The 21,305-nt window shown below is 38.1% G+C and carries 26 protein-coding genes and 6 pseudogenes; 10 read left to right on the plus strand and 22 right to left on the minus strand.

The genetic code is table 11. The annotated features are described in order from the left end of the window. Positions 1–69 precede the first annotated feature (69 nt). The 8 genes and pseudogenes from ACWYN3_RS20440 (at position 70) to ACWYN3_RS20475 (ending at position 6,015) form a co-directional block, all read left to right on the plus strand. Positions 70–648 carry a nucleotide exchange factor GrpE gene (locus tag ACWYN3_RS20440; protein ID WP_456222771.1) on the plus strand — a complete coding sequence of 193 codons (579 nt, stop codon included), beginning with the start codon at positions 70–72 and terminating at the stop codon, positions 646–648. A gap of 2 nt (positions 649–650) precedes the next feature. Then, positions 651–1,833 (plus strand): annotated as a pseudogene (gene dnaJ, locus ACWYN3_RS20445) (molecular chaperone DnaJ). 132 nt (positions 1,834–1,965) lie between these two features. Then, positions 1,966–2,142: a DUF72 domain-containing protein gene (locus ACWYN3_RS20450; protein ID WP_456222772.1), complete on the plus strand. Its 177-nt coding sequence runs from the start codon at positions 1,966–1,968 to the stop codon at positions 2,140–2,142. Then, on the plus strand, positions 2,067–2,711 hold the full coding sequence (locus ACWYN3_RS20455) for a DUF72 domain-containing protein (protein ID WP_456222773.1): 645 nt from the start codon (positions 2,067–2,069) through the stop codon (positions 2,709–2,711). Before ACWYN3_RS20450 ends, ACWYN3_RS20455 begins: the two co-directional genes overlap by 76 nt. 59 nt (positions 2,712–2,770) lie before the next feature. After that, the gene (locus ACWYN3_RS20460; protein WP_456222774.1) at positions 2,771–2,893 is read left to right on the plus strand and encodes a hypothetical protein; all 123 of its coding nucleotides are present in this window, start codon (positions 2,771–2,773) and stop codon (positions 2,891–2,893) included. Positions 2,894–2,921: 28 nt separating this feature from the next. Further along, on the plus strand, positions 2,922–3,680 hold the full coding sequence (locus ACWYN3_RS20465; protein ID WP_456223090.1) for an ABC transporter ATP-binding protein: 759 nt from the start codon (positions 2,922–2,924) through the stop codon (positions 3,678–3,680). Between the two features lie 4 nt (positions 3,681–3,684). Beyond that, positions 3,685–5,027 (plus strand): annotated as a pseudogene (locus ACWYN3_RS20470) (ABC transporter permease). Positions 5,028–5,085: 58 nt separating this feature from the next. Next, complete coding sequence (locus ACWYN3_RS20475; protein ID WP_456222775.1) at positions 5,086–6,015, plus strand: Ppx/GppA phosphatase family protein; 930 nt, start codon at positions 5,086–5,088, stop codon at positions 6,013–6,015. On the opposite strand, the gene ACWYN3_RS20480 is transcribed toward ACWYN3_RS20475, so the two are convergent. The 12 genes and pseudogenes from ACWYN3_RS20480 to msrA form a co-directional block, all read right to left on the minus strand. Beyond that, positions 5,991–6,389 carry a Maf family nucleotide pyrophosphatase gene (locus tag ACWYN3_RS20480; RefSeq protein ID WP_456222776.1) on the minus strand — a complete coding sequence of 133 codons (399 nt, stop codon included), beginning with the start codon at positions 6,387–6,389 and terminating at the stop codon, positions 5,991–5,993. The genes ACWYN3_RS20475 and ACWYN3_RS20480 overlap by 25 nt on opposite strands. Then, positions 6,376–6,564, minus strand: a complete 189-nt coding sequence (locus tag ACWYN3_RS20485) for a Maf family protein (RefSeq protein WP_456222777.1) — start codon at positions 6,562–6,564, stop codon at positions 6,376–6,378. Before ACWYN3_RS20485 ends, ACWYN3_RS20480 begins: the two co-directional genes overlap by 14 nt. Positions 6,565–6,658: 94 nt before the next feature. Then, on the minus strand, positions 6,659–6,865 hold the full coding sequence (locus ACWYN3_RS20490; RefSeq protein ID WP_456222778.1) for a hypothetical protein: 207 nt from the start codon (positions 6,863–6,865) through the stop codon (positions 6,659–6,661). Further along, on the minus strand, positions 6,862–7,059 hold the full coding sequence (locus ACWYN3_RS20495; protein WP_456222779.1) for a hypothetical protein: 198 nt from the start codon (positions 7,057–7,059) through the stop codon (positions 6,862–6,864). The genes ACWYN3_RS20490 and ACWYN3_RS20495 overlap by 4 nt, the downstream gene beginning before the upstream one ends. Before the next feature lie 31 nt (positions 7,060–7,090). Next, positions 7,091–7,657: a KdsC family phosphatase gene (locus ACWYN3_RS20500; protein WP_456222780.1), complete on the minus strand. Its 567-nt coding sequence runs from the start codon at positions 7,655–7,657 to the stop codon at positions 7,091–7,093. Next, positions 7,658–7,901, minus strand: a pseudogene (iscX, locus tag ACWYN3_RS20505) (Fe-S cluster assembly protein IscX). Positions 7,902–7,924: 23 nt separating this feature from the next. Next, on the minus strand, positions 7,925–8,257 hold the full coding sequence (locus ACWYN3_RS20510; RefSeq protein WP_456222781.1) for a 2Fe-2S iron-sulfur cluster-binding protein: 333 nt from the start codon (positions 8,255–8,257) through the stop codon (positions 7,925–7,927). A gap of 111 nt (positions 8,258–8,368) precedes the next feature. Then, entirely contained in the window at positions 8,369–8,821 is a 453-nt protein-coding gene (locus tag ACWYN3_RS20515) for a Rossmann-like and DUF2520 domain-containing protein (RefSeq protein ID WP_456222782.1), read from the minus strand. Between the two features lie 59 nt (positions 8,822–8,880). Further along, positions 8,881–9,075: a hypothetical protein gene (locus tag ACWYN3_RS20520; protein ID WP_456222783.1), complete on the minus strand. Its 195-nt coding sequence runs from the start codon at positions 9,073–9,075 to the stop codon at positions 8,881–8,883. Positions 9,076–9,088: 13 nt separating this feature from the next. Next, a pseudogene (locus ACWYN3_RS20525) lies at positions 9,089–11,558 on the minus strand (heme lyase CcmF/NrfE family subunit). Between the two features lie 8 nt (positions 11,559–11,566). After that, on the minus strand, positions 11,567–11,977 hold the full coding sequence (locus ACWYN3_RS20530) for a cytochrome c maturation protein CcmE domain-containing protein (RefSeq protein ID WP_183869486.1): 411 nt from the start codon (positions 11,975–11,977) through the stop codon (positions 11,567–11,569). A 410-nt stretch (positions 11,978–12,387) separates the two neighbouring features. Beyond that, positions 12,388–12,873, minus strand: a complete 486-nt coding sequence (gene msrA / locus ACWYN3_RS20535) for a peptide-methionine (S)-S-oxide reductase MsrA (protein WP_456222784.1) — start codon at positions 12,871–12,873, stop codon at positions 12,388–12,390. Positions 12,874–12,951: 78 nt separating this feature from the next. Between msrA and ACWYN3_RS20540 the strand changes: the two genes are divergently transcribed. Continuing rightward, complete coding sequence (locus ACWYN3_RS20540) at positions 12,952–13,203, plus strand: hypothetical protein (protein WP_456222785.1); 252 nt, start codon at positions 12,952–12,954, stop codon at positions 13,201–13,203. Between the two features lie 7 nt (positions 13,204–13,210). Here ACWYN3_RS20540 and ACWYN3_RS20545 read toward each other — a convergent pair. From ACWYN3_RS20545 to ACWYN3_RS20560, 4 genes and pseudogenes are all read right to left on the minus strand, one after another. After that, a pseudogene (locus ACWYN3_RS20545) lies at positions 13,211–14,639 on the minus strand (Glu/Leu/Phe/Val family dehydrogenase). Positions 14,640–14,808: 169 nt separating this feature from the next. Then, entirely contained in the window at positions 14,809–15,015 is a 207-nt protein-coding gene (locus ACWYN3_RS20550; protein WP_456222786.1) for a CcmD family protein, read from the minus strand. Between the two features lie 111 nt (positions 15,016–15,126). Then, complete coding sequence (ccsA, locus tag ACWYN3_RS20555; RefSeq protein WP_456222787.1) at positions 15,127–15,786, minus strand: cytochrome c biogenesis protein CcsA; 660 nt, start codon at positions 15,784–15,786, stop codon at positions 15,127–15,129. 137 nt (positions 15,787–15,923) lie between these two features. Beyond that, complete coding sequence (locus ACWYN3_RS20560) at positions 15,924–16,583, minus strand: heme exporter protein CcmB (protein ID WP_456222788.1); 660 nt, start codon at positions 16,581–16,583, stop codon at positions 15,924–15,926. A 113-nt stretch (positions 16,584–16,696) separates the two neighbouring features. On the opposite strand from ACWYN3_RS20560, the gene ACWYN3_RS20565 reads away from it, so the two are divergent. Next, complete coding sequence (locus ACWYN3_RS20565) at positions 16,697–16,867, plus strand: methylated-DNA--[protein]-cysteine S-methyltransferase (protein ID WP_456223091.1); 171 nt, start codon at positions 16,697–16,699, stop codon at positions 16,865–16,867. Here ACWYN3_RS20565 and ACWYN3_RS20570 read toward each other — a convergent pair. The 6 genes and pseudogenes from ACWYN3_RS20570 to ACWYN3_RS20595 all read right to left on the minus strand — a co-directional run bounded on the left by ACWYN3_RS20570 (position 16,856) and on the right by ACWYN3_RS20595 (position 21,197). Then, positions 16,856–17,275 carry a hypothetical protein gene (locus tag ACWYN3_RS20570; RefSeq protein WP_456222789.1) on the minus strand — a complete coding sequence of 140 codons (420 nt, stop codon included), beginning with the start codon at positions 17,273–17,275 and terminating at the stop codon, positions 16,856–16,858. The genes ACWYN3_RS20565 and ACWYN3_RS20570 overlap by 12 nt on opposite strands. A 155-nt stretch (positions 17,276–17,430) precedes the next feature. Further along, a complete protein-coding gene (locus ACWYN3_RS20575; RefSeq protein ID WP_456222790.1) occupies positions 17,431–18,078 on the minus strand; it encodes a hypothetical protein in 648 nt (215 codons plus the stop codon). Between the two features lie 282 nt (positions 18,079–18,360). Then, entirely contained in the window at positions 18,361–18,696 is a 336-nt protein-coding gene (gene gldC, locus ACWYN3_RS20580) for a gliding motility protein GldC (RefSeq protein WP_068395129.1), read from the minus strand. Positions 18,697–18,884: 188 nt separating this feature from the next. Further along, positions 18,885–19,046 carry a hypothetical protein gene (locus tag ACWYN3_RS20585; RefSeq protein ID WP_456222791.1) on the minus strand — a complete coding sequence of 54 codons (162 nt, stop codon included), beginning with the start codon at positions 19,044–19,046 and terminating at the stop codon, positions 18,885–18,887. Between the two features lie 2 nt (positions 19,047–19,048). Beyond that, positions 19,049–20,393: pseudogene (locus tag ACWYN3_RS20590) on the minus strand (DEAD/DEAH box helicase). A 126-nt stretch (positions 20,394–20,519) separates the two neighbouring features. After that, complete coding sequence (locus tag ACWYN3_RS20595; RefSeq protein ID WP_456222792.1) at positions 20,520–21,197, minus strand: GIY-YIG nuclease family protein; 678 nt, start codon at positions 21,195–21,197, stop codon at positions 20,520–20,522. Positions 21,198–21,305: the final 108 nt, after the last annotated feature.

Genomic DNA, 21,305 nt, shown 5'->3' on the forward strand with positions numbered 1-21,305 from the left:
ACTGACAGCATGGCTGATATATTTCATTGGCAAACCTTTTGAGTTTGCATCATAAAATTCTACTATAGCATGTTTAGCAAGAAGAAAACAAACGATACAGAAAATCCTATTACGGAAAATACTGCTGAAGAGCAGTTGAACAAAGAGCTTACAGATGACGCGAATGCGGATACTATCACAGAACCTGTTGTGGAAATTTCTGCTGAAGAGCAACTAAAGCTTGATAATGCAGCATTAAACGATAAATATCTTCGTCTTTTTGCTGAATTTGACAATTTCAAGAGACGTACCCAAAAAGAGCGTGTTGAGCTTTTACAGACTGCTGGTAAAGATGTAATTATTTCTATGCTTCCTGTTCTGGACGATTTTGACCGTGCTAATAAAGCAACTGAAAATGCTACTGATGTTAATGCAATCCGCGAAGGAATTCAATTGGTACATACTAAACTTAAAAGCATTCTAAATCAGAAAGGCTTAAAAGAAATGGAAAGTATCAATTTAGCTTTTGATACAGACCACCACGAAGCAATCACGAAAGTTCCTGCACCAACTGAAGAGTTGAAAGGAAAAGTTATAGATGAATTAGAAAAAGGATACACTTTAAATGACAAAGTTATACGCTTTGCAAAAGTAGTTGTAGGTAGTTAATTATGAGTAAGAGAGATTATTACGATATCCTTGGTGTAAGCAAAGGTTCTTCTCCGGAAGAAATCAAGAAAGCTTACAGAAAGCTGGCGATTAAGTTCCATCCGGACAAAAACCCTGATGACCATACGGCTGAGGATAAATTTAAGGAAGCTGCTGAAGCTTACGAGATTTTGAGCAACCCGGAGAAAAAACAACGGTATGATCATTATGGTCATGCAGCAGGAGGTTGGTGGAGCTTCAGGAGGCGGTGGCGGTTATGGCGGCGGCGGCATGAACATGGAAGATATATTCAGCCAGTTTGGCGATATCTTTGGTAATGGCGGCGGTGGTGGCGGCAGTCCTTTCGATAGCTTTTTCGGTGGGCAGCAACAACGCAGCAGCGGCAGAAGGGTAGCTAAAGGTTCTAATCTTCGTATTAAAGTCAAACTTACCCTTGAAGAAATCGCGCATGGCGCAGAGAAAAAAATAAAGGTTAATAAACAAATCGTTTGTAAAACCTGTGATGGTTCGGGAGCTAAGGATAAATCATCTATCAGCACTTGTAAAACTTGTGGTGGCAGTGGTTCTGTTCGCAGAGTAACGAATACCATTTTAGGACAAATGCAGACTACTTCTACTTGTCCTACCTGTAACGGTGCTGGTTCACAGATTACTTCTAAATGTACATCATGTCATGGTGAAGGAACTGTACGTGGCGAAGAAACGATTACAATCAATATTCCTGCGGGTGTAAGTGACGGTATGCAGTTAAGCATGAGCGGAAAAGGTAATGCTGCCCCTAATGGTGGTATACCGGGTGATCTGATCATTCTGATTGAAGAGATCCCTCACGAAACATTGAAACGTGAAGGAAACAATATCGTTTATGATTTACATTTAAGTATCATTGATGCTGCTTTAGGTTATAGTGCCGAAGTACCAACAATTGATGGTAAAGCTAAAATCAAAATTGAACCAGGTACACAAAGCGGAAAGTTATTACGCCTGAAAGCTAAAGGTATTCCTGAAGTGAATTCTTATCACCGTGGTGATCAGATCATTCATGTGAATATCTGGACACCAAAAGCCCTGAGCAGTGAAGAACGGAATATGCTGGAGAAACTTCGTGAGTCTCCTAATTTCAAACCTCAGCCAGGTAAAAATGACAAGAGCTTCTTTGAAAAAATGAAAGAATACTTCGAGTAGGATTTCATAAAATATATAAGTTCCGTAAAATTTAAACGAAAATTTAGAAACAGGCTGTATCCAACAAGATGCAGCCTGTTTTTTATATAAAAACTTTGCCCCATAATCGTTGTTTAATCTAAAAAACCGCATATGGAAGCACATCAAGCTATAAAATGGAGAATTGGCTGCTCAGGCTATTATTATAAAGAGTGGAAAGATATCTTCTATCCTGCCGGTTTACCTCAAAAGGAATGGTTCAGCTATTATTGCCAGCACTTCAACACGATAGAAATCAATTCTTCTTTTTTTATAAACAACCATCTCTAAAAAGCTTTAATACGTGGTACGATTCAAGTCCGGCGGATTTTATTTTCACCATTAAAGCACCCAGGACAATTACACATTACAATAAATTCAATGAAGCTAAAGAGTTGATTAATGACTTCTATGAGGTTATTACTACCGGACTCAGGGATAAATTAGGTTGTGTATTATTTCAGCTCCCACCCTCTTTTACTTATACAGAAGAAAGACTGTCGCTTCTTCTGGAAAATTTAGATCCGGTATTTCACAACGTTGTTGAATTCAGACATATCAGCTGGTGGAACAATAATGTAATGACTGAATTCAAAAATAATCACCTGACTTTTAGCGGACTGAGTTATCCATCGGCCTTGCCTGATGGGGTAATTCAATTTAATGACCCTGTCTATTACCGGTTTCATGGCAAGCCAGTTCTTTATAAATCTCTTTATACCAGGCAGGAAATAGTTACATTCGTTAAATCCATAATAACTGAGCCTAAGACATTATTCGTATATTTCAACAATACATGGGGCACGTCGGCATTAACCAATGCAAAACAGTTAATTACATTAACGGGTTCCAAAGATTAAGAACCTGTAACATTTTGTCAGATTTTAGTCTAACGGTTAACTAAAAAACTAAATTAAAAATGCTTAACGTAAATAATATTGTTAAACAATATGCTACGCATCTTGCTTTGGACGACGTGAGTCTGAGTGTAGAACAAGGCAAGATATTCGGCTTACTTACTGGGACCCAATGGCGCCGGTAAAACATCCCTTATCAGAATTATTACGCAGATTACTGCACCAGATAGTGGTGAGGTGATCTTTAACGGGCAACGTTTAAATGCTTCGCACATCTCGCAAATCGGATATCTTCCTGAAGAACGCGGTTTATACAAAAAAATGGAGATCGGCGAACAGGTCATGTATCTCGCCAGATTGAAAGGGATGAGTTCTGCTGAGGCCACAAAAAGAGTTAGGTTCTGGTTTGAAAAACTGGAAATGGGAAGCTGGTGGAATAAAAAAGTAGAAGATCTAAGTAAGGGTATGCAGCAAAAGGTACAGTTTGTAGCTACTGTACTGCATGAACCTGAACTGATTATCCTGGATGAACCTTTTTCTGGTTTTGACCCGGTAAATGCAGATATTATAAAGAATGAAATCCTGGAACTGAATAAACAGGGTGCGACATTTATCTTTTCTACTCACCGTATGGAGTCTGTGGAAGAATTATGTGACAGTATCGCATTGATTCATCATTCTAAAAAAATACTGGATGGTTCTGTAGCTGATATCAAAGAGAAATACCGGAACAATACTTACTGGGTGGAGTACGAGGGAGAATATAGCCCCGTAATTGGAACAGAAATATTCGATGTACTGCAAAAAGATGTGCACAAAGGCAAAACTACATTGAAGGTGCAGTTAGCGGAAGGAAAGACTGCTAACCAGCTGTTATCTGTACTGCTGCCAGTAGTAAATATTCACCGTCTGGACGAAGTAATCCCTACGATGAATGACATTTTTATTGACCAGGTTAAACAAAAAAATTAAGGTTATGCACAAGATTTTACTCATTATACAAAGAGAATACCTAAGCCGGGTCAGAAAAAAAATCATTCATCGTCATGACTTTGCTGACTCCGATTATTGTTGCAGGTTTTTATGGCCTGCTTATCTATTTTTCTATTCAGGGCGCTTCGTCTACTAATAATAAGATAGCTGTCGTCAGTGAAAATAAAACACTGACTGAAAAACTGACTTCTACTAAGAATACCTCTTATGTTTATGTCAATAAATCATTGGCAGAAATGAAATCCAGTCTGGAAAAAGATGGTTTTGATTATATCCTTTACCTGCCGGATTTTAGTTTGGATGCCCCATCCGGGATACAGCTTTTAGGTAATAAACAGGCTGGATTATCCATGAACAGCAAAGTGGTTGATGATGTAGAAAATACGATCCGGATTCAGAAACTTAAAGAAAGCGGGATTGCACAGGAAGATCTGGACAAACTGAAGTCTTCGGTCAGTATAGATAATAAAAAAATAGATGAAGCCGGGAAGGAAGAAGATTCCAGTGCCGGGGCAACAACTATTATTGGTTCTGCGGCCGGTATTTTGATGTTCATGTTTATTTTAATTTATGGCATCCAGGTGATGCGTGGTGTGATTGAGGAAAAAACGAGCAGAATTATCGAGGTGATGATTTCTTCGGTAAAACCTTTCCAGCTGATGATGGCAAAAAATTATCGGTATTGCCTTAGTAGGGCTCACACAGTTTGTACTCTGGATATTGCTGTCTGCCTCAATTTCGACATTAGCAGTTAAACTTTTTGTAGATAAAAAGGATTTGGCGCCTATGGCTGTTTCTGCTGTACAGGCAAAAACTGGTGCCCGGATAGACAAACAGATAGACAAACAGGTTACAGATAATGGACCGATTGCTTATGTACAAAAGAGTATGGCAAACCTCGATCTGACTAAGATCTTACTGGTTTTTCTATTCTTCTTTATAGGTGGTTACTTATTCTATAGTGCGCTTTATGCAGCTATAGGTTCAGCAGTGGACAGTGAAACAGAGACACAGCAATTTATAATGCCCGTCATGATGCCATTGACACTGGGGTATGTATTATCATTAAGCGTAGTCACGAATGATCCATATGGCAACATCGCCTTTTGGTTATCAATGATTCCTTTTACCTCTCCTATAGCGATGATGGTCAGATTACCTTATGGCGTACCAAACTGGCAGCTGGCTTTATCAATGGGTTTATTAGTGATTGGATTTATAGGTACAGTATGGGTAGCTTCAAGGATATACAGAGTGGGTATATTAATGTATGGCAAGAAAACCAGCCTGAAAGAAATGCTAAAGTGGTTTACGTACAAAAATTAAAACTACAGAGAAGAACAGTTCATTAAGAATTAACTTACAAAAAGAATTAACGAAACAAATGAGAGCAGCGGTTATTGACTTAGGGACGAATACTTTTCACTTGATTATAGCAGACCTCACCCCTACTGGTGTTGAGGTCATTTACAAAACGAATTTGCCTGTCCAGTTAGGACAAGGCCGTATCAATGAGAATATGATTATCCCTGAGGCTTTTGAACGTGGTATACAGGCTCTAAAGGGTTTTAAAAATGAAATAGATGCACATCAGGTAAAAATAGTCCGGGCAACAGCGACCTCTGCGGTACGTAGTGCTGCCAATGGGAAGGATTTTGTTATTGCAGCACTTAGGATAGCGGGTATAGCTATTGAGATCATCAGTGGTGAAGATGAAGCTGCCTATATCTTTAACGGAGTTAAAGCTACTGGTGTAATTAATCAGCAATCACTGATTATGGACATTGGTGGTGGCAGCACCGAATTCATTATCTGCAATCCTGATGGCCCTTTATGGAAGAAAAGTTATAATATAGGTGCTGCAAGATTATTGCAGGCCTATTTCCATACTGATCCGATCAGTGCGGAAGACCAGTCTGCGATTAAGAAACATCTTGATGAAGAATTAGCCGATCTGAAGATAGCCTGTCAAAAGTATCAACCTCAGGTTTTAGTAGGTTCTGCAGGTGCATTTGAAACTTTCGCAGCCATGCTGTTAGAGAATGTTGATTTAAAAACATTGGGTTCAGCCAGCCTGGATATAGATCAATATCATAGTCTTTCTGAAAAACTGATTGCTTCTACTCACGCAGAGCGGGTATCGATGCCAAACCTCATTCCACTTAGAGTGGATATGATTGTCATCGCTGCGCTGCTGACCAATTATATAATTAGCGAAACGGGATTAAAAGCAATCAGCTTATCTACTTATGATCTAAAAATGGGTGTATTATATCGTATTTGGGCAGATCAGAAATTTGACAGCTCCATATAAAGCTTTTCTGTTGGTAATCCCATTACATTCGTATAAGAACCTTCTATTTTCTCTACTGCGATAAACCCAAGCCAGTCTTGTATTCCATAAGAACCTGCTTTATCCAATGGGCTGTATTTATTGATGTAGTGTTCTATTTCTTCTGTAGTCAGGACTCTGAAACGCACTTCTGTACGGTCAAAAAAAGTTTTAAGCTTGTCTTTATAAGCCAGACTTACTCCTGTATATACCTGGTGACTGGTTCCTGATAACTTTTCCAGCATCACTTTAGCATGCGCAGCATCTTCTGGTTTCCCTAGTATTTCACCATTATAAGCCACGATAGTATCTGCAGTAATCACCAGGTTGGTTAACCGTTCTTCAACAAATGCCATTTTTTTTTTTTTTTTCTGAGATATAACAGGCGATTTCTTCAGGTGAAAGCTGCTCAGGATAACTCTCATCCACATCTTTTAGTAAAACCTTAAAGTCGAGCCCCATCAATTGCATCAGTTCTTGTCTGCGGGGTGATTTAGAAGCCAGAATAAGAGGAGTTGTTTGCTTGTACATATTTATTTTTGCGCTAAAATAATAAAAGCGGCCCAAAGCCGCTTCTATTATTTTGTTATTTTAGTTATTTGAATAAGCTATAGCTTAACATGCTTTAGTTATCGGCAGGCTTATCGCCTCCCTGTCCCCCAGCTCTGTTCTTCATTGCGTTTCTTCTCTCTTCCAGAAAAGTCTCGTATGCTTTTTTCTGATCGTCAGTCAATACTGCTTTGATTTTTTCATTATTTCCCTGCATCAGCGTCATCATTTTTGTACGCATTGCTTTTCTATCATCACCCGCTTCTTCGCGTGCTTTGTTCATTTGAGTATATTCTGATCTAAAAGGATATCATGGATTTTTGTTTGCTGGTCAGCTGTCAGCGTTAATTTTTTAGTCAGTTGAGCAGTAGATTTTGTTGCTCTTTCTTCTGGTGTACCACCACGGTTTCCACCTTGTGCATGTGCAAATGTTATTACACCGAATAACATACCGCAAATCATCAATAATTTCTTCATATATCTATTCTTTGTTTTTTTAGAGATAGAGTTAAAAACTAAGGGAAGGTTTAAAATCGTTGTGTAACTTATATACTGGAATCGACTGCTGAAGGATTGGCATCAAACCATTTTCCCTGCACTCTAAGGACTTTTTTTCGATCACGTCTCTCGCTGCTGTCCTGCCTCCTTTAAAAGGTGAGATATAATCACAGATAGCTTTGATATCAGTACAGGCATCAGCCGGACAGGCAGGAATGCCTACAAGCTTCATCACATTAAGATCTGGAATATCATCCCCCATGTATAAGACCTGCTTAGGTTTGATTTTATAGATCTCCAGATAATCATTGAATACTTCAACTTTATCAGAAACTCCTAAAAAAACATCAGGAATACCTAAACCTTCAAAGCGTTTTTCCATTGCCTGACCACGGCCTCCGGAAATAATACAAACATGGTATCCCTTTTTAACGGCCAGCTGTAAAGCATAGCCGTCTTTAATATTGAAAGTACGCATCAACTCTCCGGAATCCGTAGCTATGACGTCGCCGTTTGTTAAGACGCCATCGACATCAAAAACGAATGTCGTAATTCCTTTAAGTTTTTGCAGTAACATTTAGTCTTGGTTATCTCTCCACTCGTAAACCCAGGCAGACTGGATTTGCTCCAGGTGACCTTCATTGCTTTCTTCTCTTGTACCTTTGAAATTAGGCAATGAAAGAACCCAGTCAACCAATTCAGTAAACCTGATACGGTAGATTTTAGATTCATTAAAATCATCACCAAATTTTTCATATAATTCCTGAGCGATATCTTCGTGATCTTGCCAGTGAATAGGGTAAAGCAAACTTATCCTGCATGTTTTTCTTTGTTTTTATTATAATTAATGGCCTAAAAATTCTGACTGGTTAGGGATAGTGACTTCGATATTTCCGTTAATCACTACACACTGGCAACCTAATCTGGAAGAAATCTTTGGACTTACTGCCCTATCAATGAAATCTTCTTCTTTATCAGATATTTCCTGAATGTTGTCCATTCCTTTAGTCACATATACATGACAGGTACTACAACCGCAAACACCGCCGCAGTTATGTTGTAGGTCTATTCCGTTATCAAGGCAAACTTCAAGAACTGATTCTCCTCCGGCAATTGGTAGTTGAATCTGCGCTTTACCCTTTTCTTCAAAATTGACTGTTAATTGATAAATATTCATAATTGTTCTCAAAAATAAGCAGCAAAAACGGGAATCCTGTTATAGATGCGTTTTTTTTTTTAATGCTATTACTTAATGTTTCATAGATTTTCTGCAATTCGGGTCTACCGTTCAGCAAATCAAATCGATGTTTTTTCTTATAGTCTTCTGGTCGTTTCTGCTAGCCGGGCCGGTTTGTGCTTCAGCCGGTGATGCAGACTGCACTTTTTCTGCTGTCTCCAGAATTAATGGTTTCAATAAATCGAATTTAAGATTGTGCTGTTCTAGTAACTCACTGCTCAGCTGATAAAGATGATTGCTAAAATTACAGGCAATAACAGCCGCAAGATGCAAAATTCCACGTTGCTCCGAAGTAACAACAGAAACCTTTGGGCTTAATAGCTGCGCGATAACGCTTATCTTTTCTAAAGTACTTTCCTGATCTGCCTCAATACATAAAGGCACACGGGTCATATCTACTGCTTTTGATTTAGAGAAGGTTTGTAATGGATAAATTACTCCATAGCCATTTTTCACAATTGAAAGCACACTCATTGGTGTTGCTCCCGAAGTATGTACGACCACGCCCTTTACATCTGTCAGGTGTGCAGCAACCGAACCAATCGCATCATCCTTTACCGCAATCAGGTAACAACATCATCAGCAGAACGATCCAGATCGTTCCAATTGCTGATTGGTGTTGCTTTTGTTAATGCAGCAAGAATTTCTGCATTTTTACTATCATGACTCCAGACCTGAACAATGTCTGCACCTATCGCTTTTAAAGCAATGGCAAAATGTGTAGCCACATTTCCCGAACCTATGCAAACAATGTTCATTTCAAAGAGGTGCTTAGACTGACTTAATTTCTTTTTGTCTTCTGATGATGGAAATCATAAATCCAATCACCATCACGATCAATCCTACCCAATATAAATTGATAAAAGGGAATTCGATAGATTTAAACACAACCCAGTCTTTAGATTGCTGAGGTTTTTCAAAAACCTGCAGTTCTACTTTCTTCTGATCAGGAAGGATCTTAGTAAATCTAAGTCTTAAACCTAATTCAGGAATATTACGGGCAAAATCAAATGTATTGTTTCCTTTTACTAAGAATATCGGTTCAGTTTTATAAATCTTACCATTCAGGTTGATTTCTAAAGGAAGCCCAACAGCAATATCTCCTTCTGCTAAAGCAAGGCTTTTCGCAGTTGGTTTGAAGTTAAGATCTTTTACGGTGATGATACCACTGCTGGTATGTAAAGTATCACCAGTACTTACCGTTACAACTCTTGGTTTTTTTTTATAATTCTGTTCATCACTCTGTGCATCACTATCAGCATGCGCATCCTTTTTATCAGGAGCACTGGTGATATGCGTATACACATCGTAAGTTAGATAATGTTTCGTATCCGGAGATGCGATCAATCCCATTTTTTCATTGATCTGAACACGTGGGTTCAGGTTAAAGTCTTCCTTAAGCTTACCTGTTTTCTCATCAATCACTTTAAAGTTCAGTGTATAATAAGTATTAGGGGCTATCGTAGTATCATTGGTATAAGTAACTGTAAAACGGCCCATTTTCTTAGGCTCATTTTTGTATAGCACCATGTTCTCACCTGGTTTTTCGACTTTCTCAAAATCCTTTACAGGAATAAGTTTGTCGCATTGATAGAAACCGGCTTGCTCGTTGCAGCAGCAACCAGTGCTCCTACTAATAACAAGGCAAATCCTATATGCGCAACCGCAGCTCCCACAAGCTTACCTTTACCACTAAACCCTTGTGTAAGGACACGTGCATTGGAAAGAATAGCAAACATACAACTGAAAGACAGTAAAATATAGATCAGGTTATTATATACGTTAGTTACATAGACAAACCCTGCTGTAACCACAACCGAAATGATTAAAGTTGCAACCAGGCTACTATAGAATTTACGGGTATCTGTACGTTTATATTTTAAGAACTGAGAGAAACCTGAAATCATTGTAATCAGGATAGCAAACGGAGCCTGCCATTGATTATAATATTTGATGGCATCAATAGGTGGGGCAAAGTTAGTTCCGAAAGCTTTATTGAATACGGGAACAGATGTCGAGAAAATAACCTGGATACAGGCTACGGTTACCACAAGAGCACCAATGAACATCCAGAATTCTCTTGAATAAGTTTCTTCGTCTTTATTCGTAATAGGTAATTCTTTCCAGCGCAAAATGATCAGGATGACCGGAATTGCAAGGAATACCACATTGTAAAGAATCAGGTGACCAAACATTCCCAAATCGGTGAACGAGTGTACAGATGTTTCACCAAGGATACCACTTCTGGTTAAGAAAGAAGCGTATAACACTAAGATGAAACTTACCAGAACCAGTGCAATAGAGGTAAAGAAAGCATGACCTGTATTTTTGAAAGCAATCATCACATGGACAGCACCAATTAAGGTTAACCATGGAATCAATGAAGCATTCTCAACCGGGTCCCATGCCCAGAATCCACCAAAGTTCAGTGCTTCATAAGCCCAGAAAGAGCCCATGATAATTCCTGTTCCTAAAACCATTACAGCAAACAAAGCCCATGGCATAGCAGGTTTTACCCACTCTTTATATCTTTTTTGCCATAAGCCAGTAATCACATAAGCAAAAGGGACAATCATACTCGCGAAACCAAGAAATAAGGTTGGCGGGTGAATAACCATCCAGTAATTCTGCAGCAGTGGATTTAACCCTCTGCCATCAGTAATAAATTTCAGATAGTTTTTATAGTTTTCAGCATCGGCAAATACTACCGGGGCCATATCTTTCAGGTTTACAGCATCCCTTAAAAGGATAAAAGGAGAACTTCCGATACGTTCTCCGAAGATCTGGACACCCAATAACATGGAGGTTAAAAACACCTGTGAGAAGGCAACAACCGTCATCACACCATTTTCCCAGGTCTTTGCTTTCCACATCAGGATAGTACCTAAAAGTGCCTGCCAGAATGCCCAAAGCCAGAAACTACCTTCCTGTCCTTCCCAGAATGCGGAAACGATATAATATACAGGAAGTGTTTTTGAAGAGTGCGAATAAACGTAATAATATTCGTTATAATGATTAAGGATCAGATAGAACAGTGTTACCCCAATTCCAATTACACTAAACAGATTAGTTAAAAATGCTATTCTCCCCAACCGTTGCCAGGATTTGTCAGCAAGATCTTTATTGCGGGTTGCAAAGAAATAAGAAATCGTTGATAGTAGTGCAGCGGCAAACGCTAAAACAATAAAAAACTGCCCAACTTTGCGGGGAGGAGGGTTTCTCCTGTGAATTGTATGTCCATTAAAAAAATTATTTGTATCGTTTAACCTGTCCGTCCTGCTTAATCTCTACTAGGTCGTTATTATATTTAGAGGGGCACTTCATTAATATTTTAGAAGCGTAAAAAGTTCCTTTATTCATCTTACCGATCAACACGAGTTTTTCAGAACGCTCAAAGTCTTGTGGTTTAGTCCCACTGTAGATGACTTTTTCAATATCACCTTTTTCATCTTTCATATAGAATGAAAAATGATTAGCATCTTTTAAAGCATCATAATAAGTTCCCTTTTCTTTTGCCCAATGTCCCATTACGTGAAACTCTCTGGAGTCTTTAGCCGCCTCTGTAAAAGTAGAATAGTTACTGGTGTCAGCATTTAAGCTTACCAGGAAACAAACACAGATAGCTATTGTAATTAAGCCAATAATTGCACTTTTCTTCATGAGAATATATCGTTTTTTGTCAAAATTGATGTTTGCAGGTGTACATTATTTAAAATAATGCTTATGCTGCTTTTTCATCAGTATAAATTTGTTTTTAATGGTGATGAAGCTATCATGTACTACCCGATTTTGTTCAATTCGGTTGATGTTCTGCTGTACATGATGGTTTCATAGTTAAAACTCAAACCGGCTCCGCCGGTTTAAACAGGATATAGCTTGCTTACACGAACCTCCTTCCCTAACCAATTAAAAGAGTACACAAAGATAAAAAATATAAGTACCTAATATCCCTTAGACACCGGCTATTACTTTAGATGACAAAATATTGATAGTTGCCTGACAAATAAACGACATAATGCCAGCTATCCTATTCAAAATAAGCAGAAGCAATCTATTTAAGGTATTCATTTTTAATCAGTTTGAGGCAGTTCTTTCCTTACATGCATCACTTTTGGTCTGGAAACACTTCTGATGTAAGGATCCCATAAATTTCGCTCATAATAATCCTGATGTGAACTTTCTGCAGGATAAAAGACCTGAAAAGGTTCCAGTTCTGTAACAAAACTACTGGGATAGTATTTAGCAGCTTCCATTTCGGACATAACTTTGCTAATTGTCTTTAGTTCTTCAGGACTACGGTAAAAAGCAATCGACCGGTAATCATTACCTACATCCGGCCCCTGTCTGTTCAATTCGGTGGGATTATGAGCAAAGAAAAAAGCACGCAGCAATTGCGCATAAGAAATTATTGCCGGATTATAATAAACCTGAACTGACTCTGCGTGGCCGGTATTCTTGGTCAAAACATCTTCATAGGTAGGATTTACCGTACTTCCTCCTGCATAACCACTGATTACAGTGTTTACTCCTTTCAACTGGATCATGCTTTCCTGCATAGCCCAAAAACACCCTCCTGCAAGGTTGCAACAGCTTCATTAGAATTAGGCTGTGGTAAAACAGCGAATCCGTTATTAATGGATATTTTTTGTTCTCTTCCAGAGCAGGAAGCGAATATTAAGCTGATTACTAATAAATATATGCCAGTTCTGTTATTTGAGATAACCATAAGAATCATTCCTCCAAACCAATATACGAAATTACAGCAGCGGGGATTTCAAGATGAATGTCATATTGATGGAATGATTTTTTGCGAAGAGTTTTTCAAAAATCCATTTCACAAAAAAATCCGCAACGTTTTACACGTTGCGGATCCAATATTTATTTAGATGAGGCTTATGGCCAGATACCTAAGTTCATGTAAGAAACAGCAATTTTGTCGATTGAACCAACAAAAGCAGCAGTTCTTAAAGTCTGGATACCAGGTTTAGTTACCAAAGTCTCTCTGATCTCATGGTAAGAATGGATCATTGTATCTTCTAATCCTGAATTTACTAATTCTAATTCAGAAGCACCTTTAACAATCATTAAACGGTGTTCAGCAGGAATACTCTGACCTGTTAAGCTTTCTAATGTATTAATTAAATTAGCATTTGAGTTTTCAGCATAACGTTTTTCCATACGGCCAAAAGCTACGTGAGAAAGGTTTTTCAACCACTCAAAGTAAGAAACAGTTACACCACCTGCATTACAGTACATATCAGGAATGATAATACCGCCCATTTCAGTGAAGATTTCTTCAGCTTCAGGAGTACATGGGCCGTTTGCACCTTCAGCGATAATTTTCGCTTTGATGTTTCTGATGTTTTCTGCAGTGATTTGGTTCTCTAAAGCCGCAGGAACAAGGATATCACAGGGTTGTTCCAGACCTTCCATAGAATTTTTGAATTCTTTAGCTCCTGGGAAACCTAAGATTGAACCTGTTAATTTACGATGTGCGAACACTTCGTCAACGTTAAGTCCGTTCTCATTGTAGATCGCACCTTCAAACTCACAAAGACCAACAATAGTAGCACCAAATTCAGTAAGTAAGGAACTTTGCAGAGTGGTACCCTACATTTCCTAATCCCTGAACAATAACTCTTTTGTCATCCAAACCAGCTTTAAGACCGATTTTCTGCATATCTTCAGTTACTCTTACACATTCTCTTACTGCGTAAGCAACACCACGGCCAGTAGCTTCTTTACGTCCGCGGATACCATGTAAAGCAATTGGCTTACCAGTAACACAACCTAAAGCATCCAGCTGACCTGGATTCATTGTCATATATGTATCAGCGATCCAGCTCATTTCACGTTCACCAGATCCATAATCAGGAGCAGGAACATCAATACCAGGACCGATAAAATTCTTTTTAATTAACTCTGTAGTATAACGGCGGGTGATATTTTCTAATTCACCTGTTGTATAGTTTTTGGGTGTGATTTTAATTCCACCTTTTGCACCACCAAAAGGAACATTCACGATTGCGCATTTATAAGTCATTAATGCCGCCAATGCCATTACCTCATCTTCATTAACCATTCACTCACTGTAACGAATCCCTCCTTTGGTAGGACTCATGTGGTGAGAGTGTTCAACACGCCATGCATCAATTACCTCGAACCCATTTCCTCTGCGAATTGGAAACTGGAAACGATAAACACTGTTACAAGCTTTAATTTGGGATAGTAAACCCTCTGGGTGACCGGTGAATTGGGCTGCGTTATCAAAGTTTTTACAGACGTCTGTAAAAAAATTTGTCTCGTTTGCTGTAGTAGCCATTATTTGATTTTTATGAATTTGAATTATGTTCTTATTCTAATCCTGCAAAATTGCACTAAAAAAAAAAAAAACGATTAATACAAATTAATAATTGCTTAGTGTAAGTGAAACACCCCACTTAAAATGAGCCAAAAACCTGTGTTAAAGGCTTTAAAATAATTTTTATACCTTAAGATTTTTTTTCTATTTTTTTTAATCTGCGGTCAATTGAGAACAGGAAAAAGATTAGTCCCAGTAAAATAACTGCTGCACAAACAGCAACCACATAGATTTTCTCTGATCCGGCAAGGGTATCAGTAATTGCAGAAGCCTGATCCTGTGCAAAAAGCTGCAGAGTAACCATTAACATCAGGACTGTAGTAATAATTTTTTTCATCCGTATATAATTGTTTTTTATCGGTGATGAAGCTATCAGATTTATTTATCCCACTACGTGGTTTGAATAAATCATGATGGTTTCATCGCTATATTTAATGATTTTATAGAATTATGCTGTTTTGTTTTTCTCTAAAGAGGACACTCTGAAAAGTAAAGTGTATATCCAGTAACCGATTAATATCCAGCCTAAACAAGCCGGATAAAAGACCATTCTCATATGGCTGTCCAGATCATAGGCATTAAATCCAGGGTTACCGCCATTACCAGGATGCAATGAATCTGATAACCGTGGTAATACAAAAAGTAAAACAACCATCATCGGAAAGGCGAAAATATTGTAGATCGCTGCAATTTTTGCTCTTTTCTGATCTTCATCAATTGCATTTCTGAGTACGAGGTAAGCGAAATATAATAAAAGGGCAATAGCTGCAAAATTTTGCTTTACATCAAAACTCCAGGCCTGACCCCAGGTAAATTTGGCCCAGATTGCACCTGTAATTATTCCCAGGATACCGAACACCACACCTGCATTGACACTTTGCACGGCTTTCATATCATGTTCTTCATTATTATTGCTCAGATATTTGATACTATGATATACCGAAACACTAAAAAGCACGATCATACTGAACCACATTGGTACATGGAAATATAGATTTCTAATGCTTTGATGCAAGATTGGTAAAGCAGGAACTGAAGACAAGAAGCCAAATACTGTAGAATAAACTACCAGAACTGCTCCCAAAATTTTCCACCAGGATTTATACATTTATTTCAGATTTAAGATCGCTTATTAAACAAATCACAATTTGGCATGATCAGTTTAATTTTGCGAGTTCAAAGGTAACAAAGCTTTATATATTTTAGTTAATTTTTAAATTTCCCTTAACTGCCAGTTATAATTTCCTAGTCGCGCCATAAGTAAGGAAATAACATCAGGGAGAACACAGCAACCAATACATTGATAATCAAAAGAATTCCTATTTCGTCCAGACTCACACTTCTGTCCAGTCCGTCAATTGCATTTTTACTTAGCTTGATCAATACAGTAATGACCGGTATAATTACCGGAAAACTTAAAATAGCCATCAGCATCCCTCCATTACCAGCTTTAGACGCTATTGCTGAGATCATCGTAAATATGGTTGAAAAGCTCAGACTACCTAATATTGTAGCGACAAGATACAGCCACATATCTTCCGGGACATAATCAAAAACCAGCGTATAAAAGCCTAAAGCAATCAGCGTCAGGAGCAACATCAGAAAGATATTGTAAATAGTTTTGGATATAATTAATGCCAGTGGGCTTGCAATGGTATAGATATATAATTGCCTTCCCTTACTTTCCTGAAGAAAGCTTTTAGAAACTGCATTAATAGATGCAAATAGCATGATAATCCAGAACAGCGCATTCCAGGTTACCCCTTTCAGCGACACAAAGGAAAGAAAACAGACAAACACAGTGGATACTACATACAGAACTACACCATTTAAAGCATATTTTGAGCGCCACTCCAGCAACAACTCTTTTCCAATTAAATATTTGACTTCCTTTATTAACTGCATTTCGGCACAAAGATAATTTTATGGATTGTTTTTTTACTGCAGGAGACTTATTTCCCTCTTAAATATTGATTATATTGTACTTCTATGATAAAAGACTACTGTAGCGTGGTACTATAGCGAGTGCAAATGGCAAAAATAACCTTGCTATTGTCGTACCCTGCCACCGTGTAATCGGCAGCAGCGGTAAACTCATTGGCTTTGGTGCAGCTCTCTGGCGTAAACAATGGCTGCTGAATCACGAGCGTGAAATCTCCCGGCACGGGCAGCTTCCGTTAAACTTCTGATAACGGAACTACAGGAACCTGCTGTATAACAATCGGCCTTCCCACTGTAATTAAGGGTAATACTCCAGCTAAAATCACAAACCAGCCCCATTTATATTTCACCATACCTGAAGCCAGGTTGATCAGTTTTTTGAAATGTATAAAACTAAAATAATCATGCGATTTAAACCATACCGCAGCCAGCGTCAGAATAACCATCCCAACAGCAGCCCACCCACAAAACCGTAGTAAACCCGTTTTATTCAGGAATGCCCCTAAAAAAGCTAAAACAACGATCGCATAAAAGATAGTCCCTAAAGACTGGTCAATCCCGAAATAGTTCCAGTTTCCAATAATAGGTACATGCACCAGAGGACACATCCCTCCTATAGCCATCAATAAGGCACCAATCACACCTTGAATCTTCATAAAAAAGAGTATTTTAAATAAACAGAGACAAAAGTATCATCTATTTACTGAATTTGACCTAAGATAATTCACAAATTATTTTTCAGTGATGATAATAATTACCCCAGGAAAGGAAAGTCTCTGATTGAGGTTCCCTCTTTTCTTTATTCTTCGCTTTAAGGCTTTATTGTTTTTAGATTTCTATCTATATCTACATATCTGGTAACCCCATCAATTTTAACTATTTCCTGAATCACAAAATCTAGTTTTCTATCAATGTTATCAAAATTAAGTTGAATCACATCGAATTTGACATCCGCTCCATCAAACCTTTCGTCAAATCTACCCATCCTTTTTTCAAGACTATGAAGTCTTGCCTCTAGCTGATCAACCCTTTCTTCTACCCTATCAAGTCTAGCCTCAATCTTATCAAGCCTTTCTTCTACTCTGTCAAGTCTGGCCTCAATCTTATCAAGCCTTTCTTCTACTCTGTCAAGTCTGGCCTCAATCTTATCAAGCCTTTCTTCTACTCTGTCAAGTCTGGCCTCAATCTTATCAAGCCTTCCTTCAATCCGTTCAAGTCTGGCTTCAATCTTATCAAGCCTTTCTTCTACTCTGTCAAGTCTGGCCTCAATCTTATCAAGCCTTTCTTCTACTCTGTCAAGTCTGGCCTCAATCTTATCAAGCCTTCCTTCAATCCGTTCAAGTCTGGCCTCAATCTTATCAAGCCTTTCATTAATTTTAGCAATTCCGAGTTCTACACTACCAACTAATTCCTGAATCACTCTTTCTAAGCTAGTTAACCGTTCTTTTAATTGTTCCATTTCTTTAAATCCTGAGCAATAAAACTACTAAACTTAATTTAAACACAAACAATTTAACTTAAAAAACACATCAATAGATGTTACCACATCCCTTTAAGCAACCAACAAGCTATTTCACCAGTTAACCAAATAAGCAGTTCAATACGCAATCCCCAGCAGCTCCTCCAATCCAGTATACGTAAGAATATGGCAAATAAAAAGCAGAAGGGGTATTTCTGGCATTGTTCACCTTTCGGTGAACGCGGCCAGAAATACCCCTTCTGCTTTTTATTTGTTCGAGAATTACTTCCCTGGATCTATCCCCATTTTATCAGCAAAATGCGCACAGTAATCTCTTAAATCTTCAATGATCAAAGTCTCCCCTGTTGCTTTCAAAAAGCTATCACCCATAGTCTGCAAAGTCTCATAAAAGAATCTTTTCATCTCATCTACAGGCATATCTTTAGTCCAAAGATCGATACGCATTGAATTCTTATAATTATGATCCCATAAAGCCAGCATCATAGATTTCACCGGAACTTTTTCCTGAGTTTCTGCATCCGTAGATTCCCACATTAAGTTCTCAGGAACGTTATTATCATCAAGCTCAACCGTTATTTTAATTTCTGCTGTTTTCATTACAATGTAATTGTTGTTTTTCGTGTTTTTTATTGTTTCCAAAGCTTTCCGGCAGGCTTTCCCTCTTATCCTGTAATAAAATTATCCCAAAGAAACCCTTAGAATAACCATTAAAACTACAGTAAATACGATCAAAGCACATTCTACTATCCATAGCTTGCCCAGCAAAGGTATAAACTTCCGGAAAATCAGATCTGAAATGAAAGCAATAATGCAGTTAAAATACAAAGACCTATTAATAACCCATTCATCCCTTTTTGTACAGGAAGCTGTTTATCCGGGCTGAAAAACAGCAGCAGAGCCAATACCAGGCAGCCCGAAGTAACGATATTTAACGGAGTTAATTTCAAGTCTAGGTTTTTTTGAATTTCCTTTTCTTCCAGGCCGGAGTTTTATCCATCTTTTTCTTAGCAGAAGCAGCAGCGGCAGCAGCAATTGCAGCAGCATGTTTTTTCTCATGGAAAGCACCCTTGAAATCAGGATCATCTTTCCTTTTCTGGTTATCGACCTCTCTTGCAATATACTGACGCTCCTCATACGGGGTTTCCTCTACGAAAACCTCTTTAGGCAATTCCATTACAGGAATAGTCTGACGCATCAGTTTCTCAATTTTTTTGATATAATACTTTTCAGCTTCGGTACAGAAAGTAAGCGCATCACCTTTAGCATATGCCCTTCCGGTACGGCCAATACGGTGAACATAATCCTCAATAATAATAGGGACATCAAACATCAAAGTTAATTACATGACTAACCTCAGCAACATCAATCCCACGTGAAGCTACATCAGTAGCTACCAGTACACGGATATTTCCCTCTTTAAAACTATTGATTGAATTAATTCTCGTATTCTGTCCTTTATTAGCATGGATAACTCTTACTTCGGCTGCACCATATCTTCGTTCAATAAAACTGAAAATATTATCAGCAACAGTTTTAGTCTTACAAAAGATAATCAGACGTTTAAAGTCTATTTCATTCTTTAGTAAATGCTGTAAAAGATTGATTTTGGTCTTGAAGTTAGGAACTTCATATAATCCCTGCGTAACTGTTTGCGCCGGAGTAGCTTGTTGTCCAACTTCAATGATTGTTGGATTTTTAAGGAAATCACCAGCAATTTTATGTACCAGATCACTCATTGTTGCCGAGAAAAGCAAATTTTGTCTTTTGCGCGGTACAACTTCAAGGATTCTGTGAATAGAGCCAATAAAGCCCATATCCATCATTTTATCCGCTTCATCCAATACCAGGAATTTCAGGTATTGTGTATTAATATGCCCGGCAAGATAAATATCAAGGAAACGGCCCGGAGTAGCTATAATAATATCTACACCAGCTTTGATCTGTTCTATCTGTGTTTTCGGCCCGATTCCTCCAAAAACAACTACCGAACGTAAATCTGTATATTTTGAAAATATTTTAACATGTTCAGCGATCTGCATCGCTAACTCACGTGTAGGTGCAAGTATTAAAGCACGCGGAGCATCGCCCTGTGCATATTTAAGCTGCATTAATATAGGCAGCACATAAGCTGCCGTTTTTCCAGTTCCTGTCTCAGCGATACCAAAAATATCCTGTCCCGATAAAACCGGTGCGATTGCTTTTTCTTGTATTGGAGTAGCAACCGTAAACCCTGCATCAGCAACAGCATTTAAAATCTGTCTGTTAAGGTTGAACTCTTCGAATGGTTTTGGCATTTTGCAAATATAATATAATTAACAGCACCGGTAATCACATTTTTCAGATCTGTGGCGTGAAACACCACCTGAAAATTACCAGCCTGCTAAAAGCAATTAAAAAAAAAAGAAAGTAATTATATGAGGTTACGCTTCAACAGCAGCAACCTGTACTCTTGCTTTTAAATTCTTGAATTGATAATCAGGGATTAAATCTCTTTTTTCATGTACTTGTGTAAACTCGAAAGATTCTTCAGTTTCCAAAGCTGTAATTGCATCCTTAGCTTTATTGTACGAACATCTGTATAATTCACCAGAGTCAGTTGCTTTTCCGCTTTTTTCTACCAGGTAATTAACTTTGTTTTCACTTAGTTTTTGCTGAATCTTACGTTCGCTTCTTCCTTGTGTAGCAGTTCTTGCATCATATAAAAGTACCCAGTCATCAAAACCAGCATATCTGGTTTTAGGCATGTTTAAACTTTTGATTCTGTCAATGATATTACTTGTAGAACCAACTTTAATTAAAGTTCCTTTTCTTGAACCAGCAACAATGTAAATAAAACCAGCTTCATGCTCTCTTAATAAAAGTGCAATTTTTCCTGTTTCACATTGTGGACAATGACCTGCAATAGTTTTGAAATTATGATTATCATCTTTAGTACAACCTACAGTGTTGTATGCGAAGACTGTGTTTGTCTCAGACATACGCTCCTTTAGCTCTTCTGTCATCCCCTCTCCTTGTGCGTCAAACAGCAAATCCGCCGGGATTTTGTGTTTTTTTATAAAGCTTTCCTGTGTCTTGGTTAATACGTGTTTAATAGTCATTTCCAAAATTAGTCATATTAATTGGTTTTAAATCAGTTAAGCTTGTAACTAGTACAAAAATAATCGTATATTTAACCTTGCCTTTCACTTTAGCAATTGCAATCAGAC

The sequence above is a fragment of the Pedobacter sp. NJ-S-72 genome (assembly GCF_053890575.1).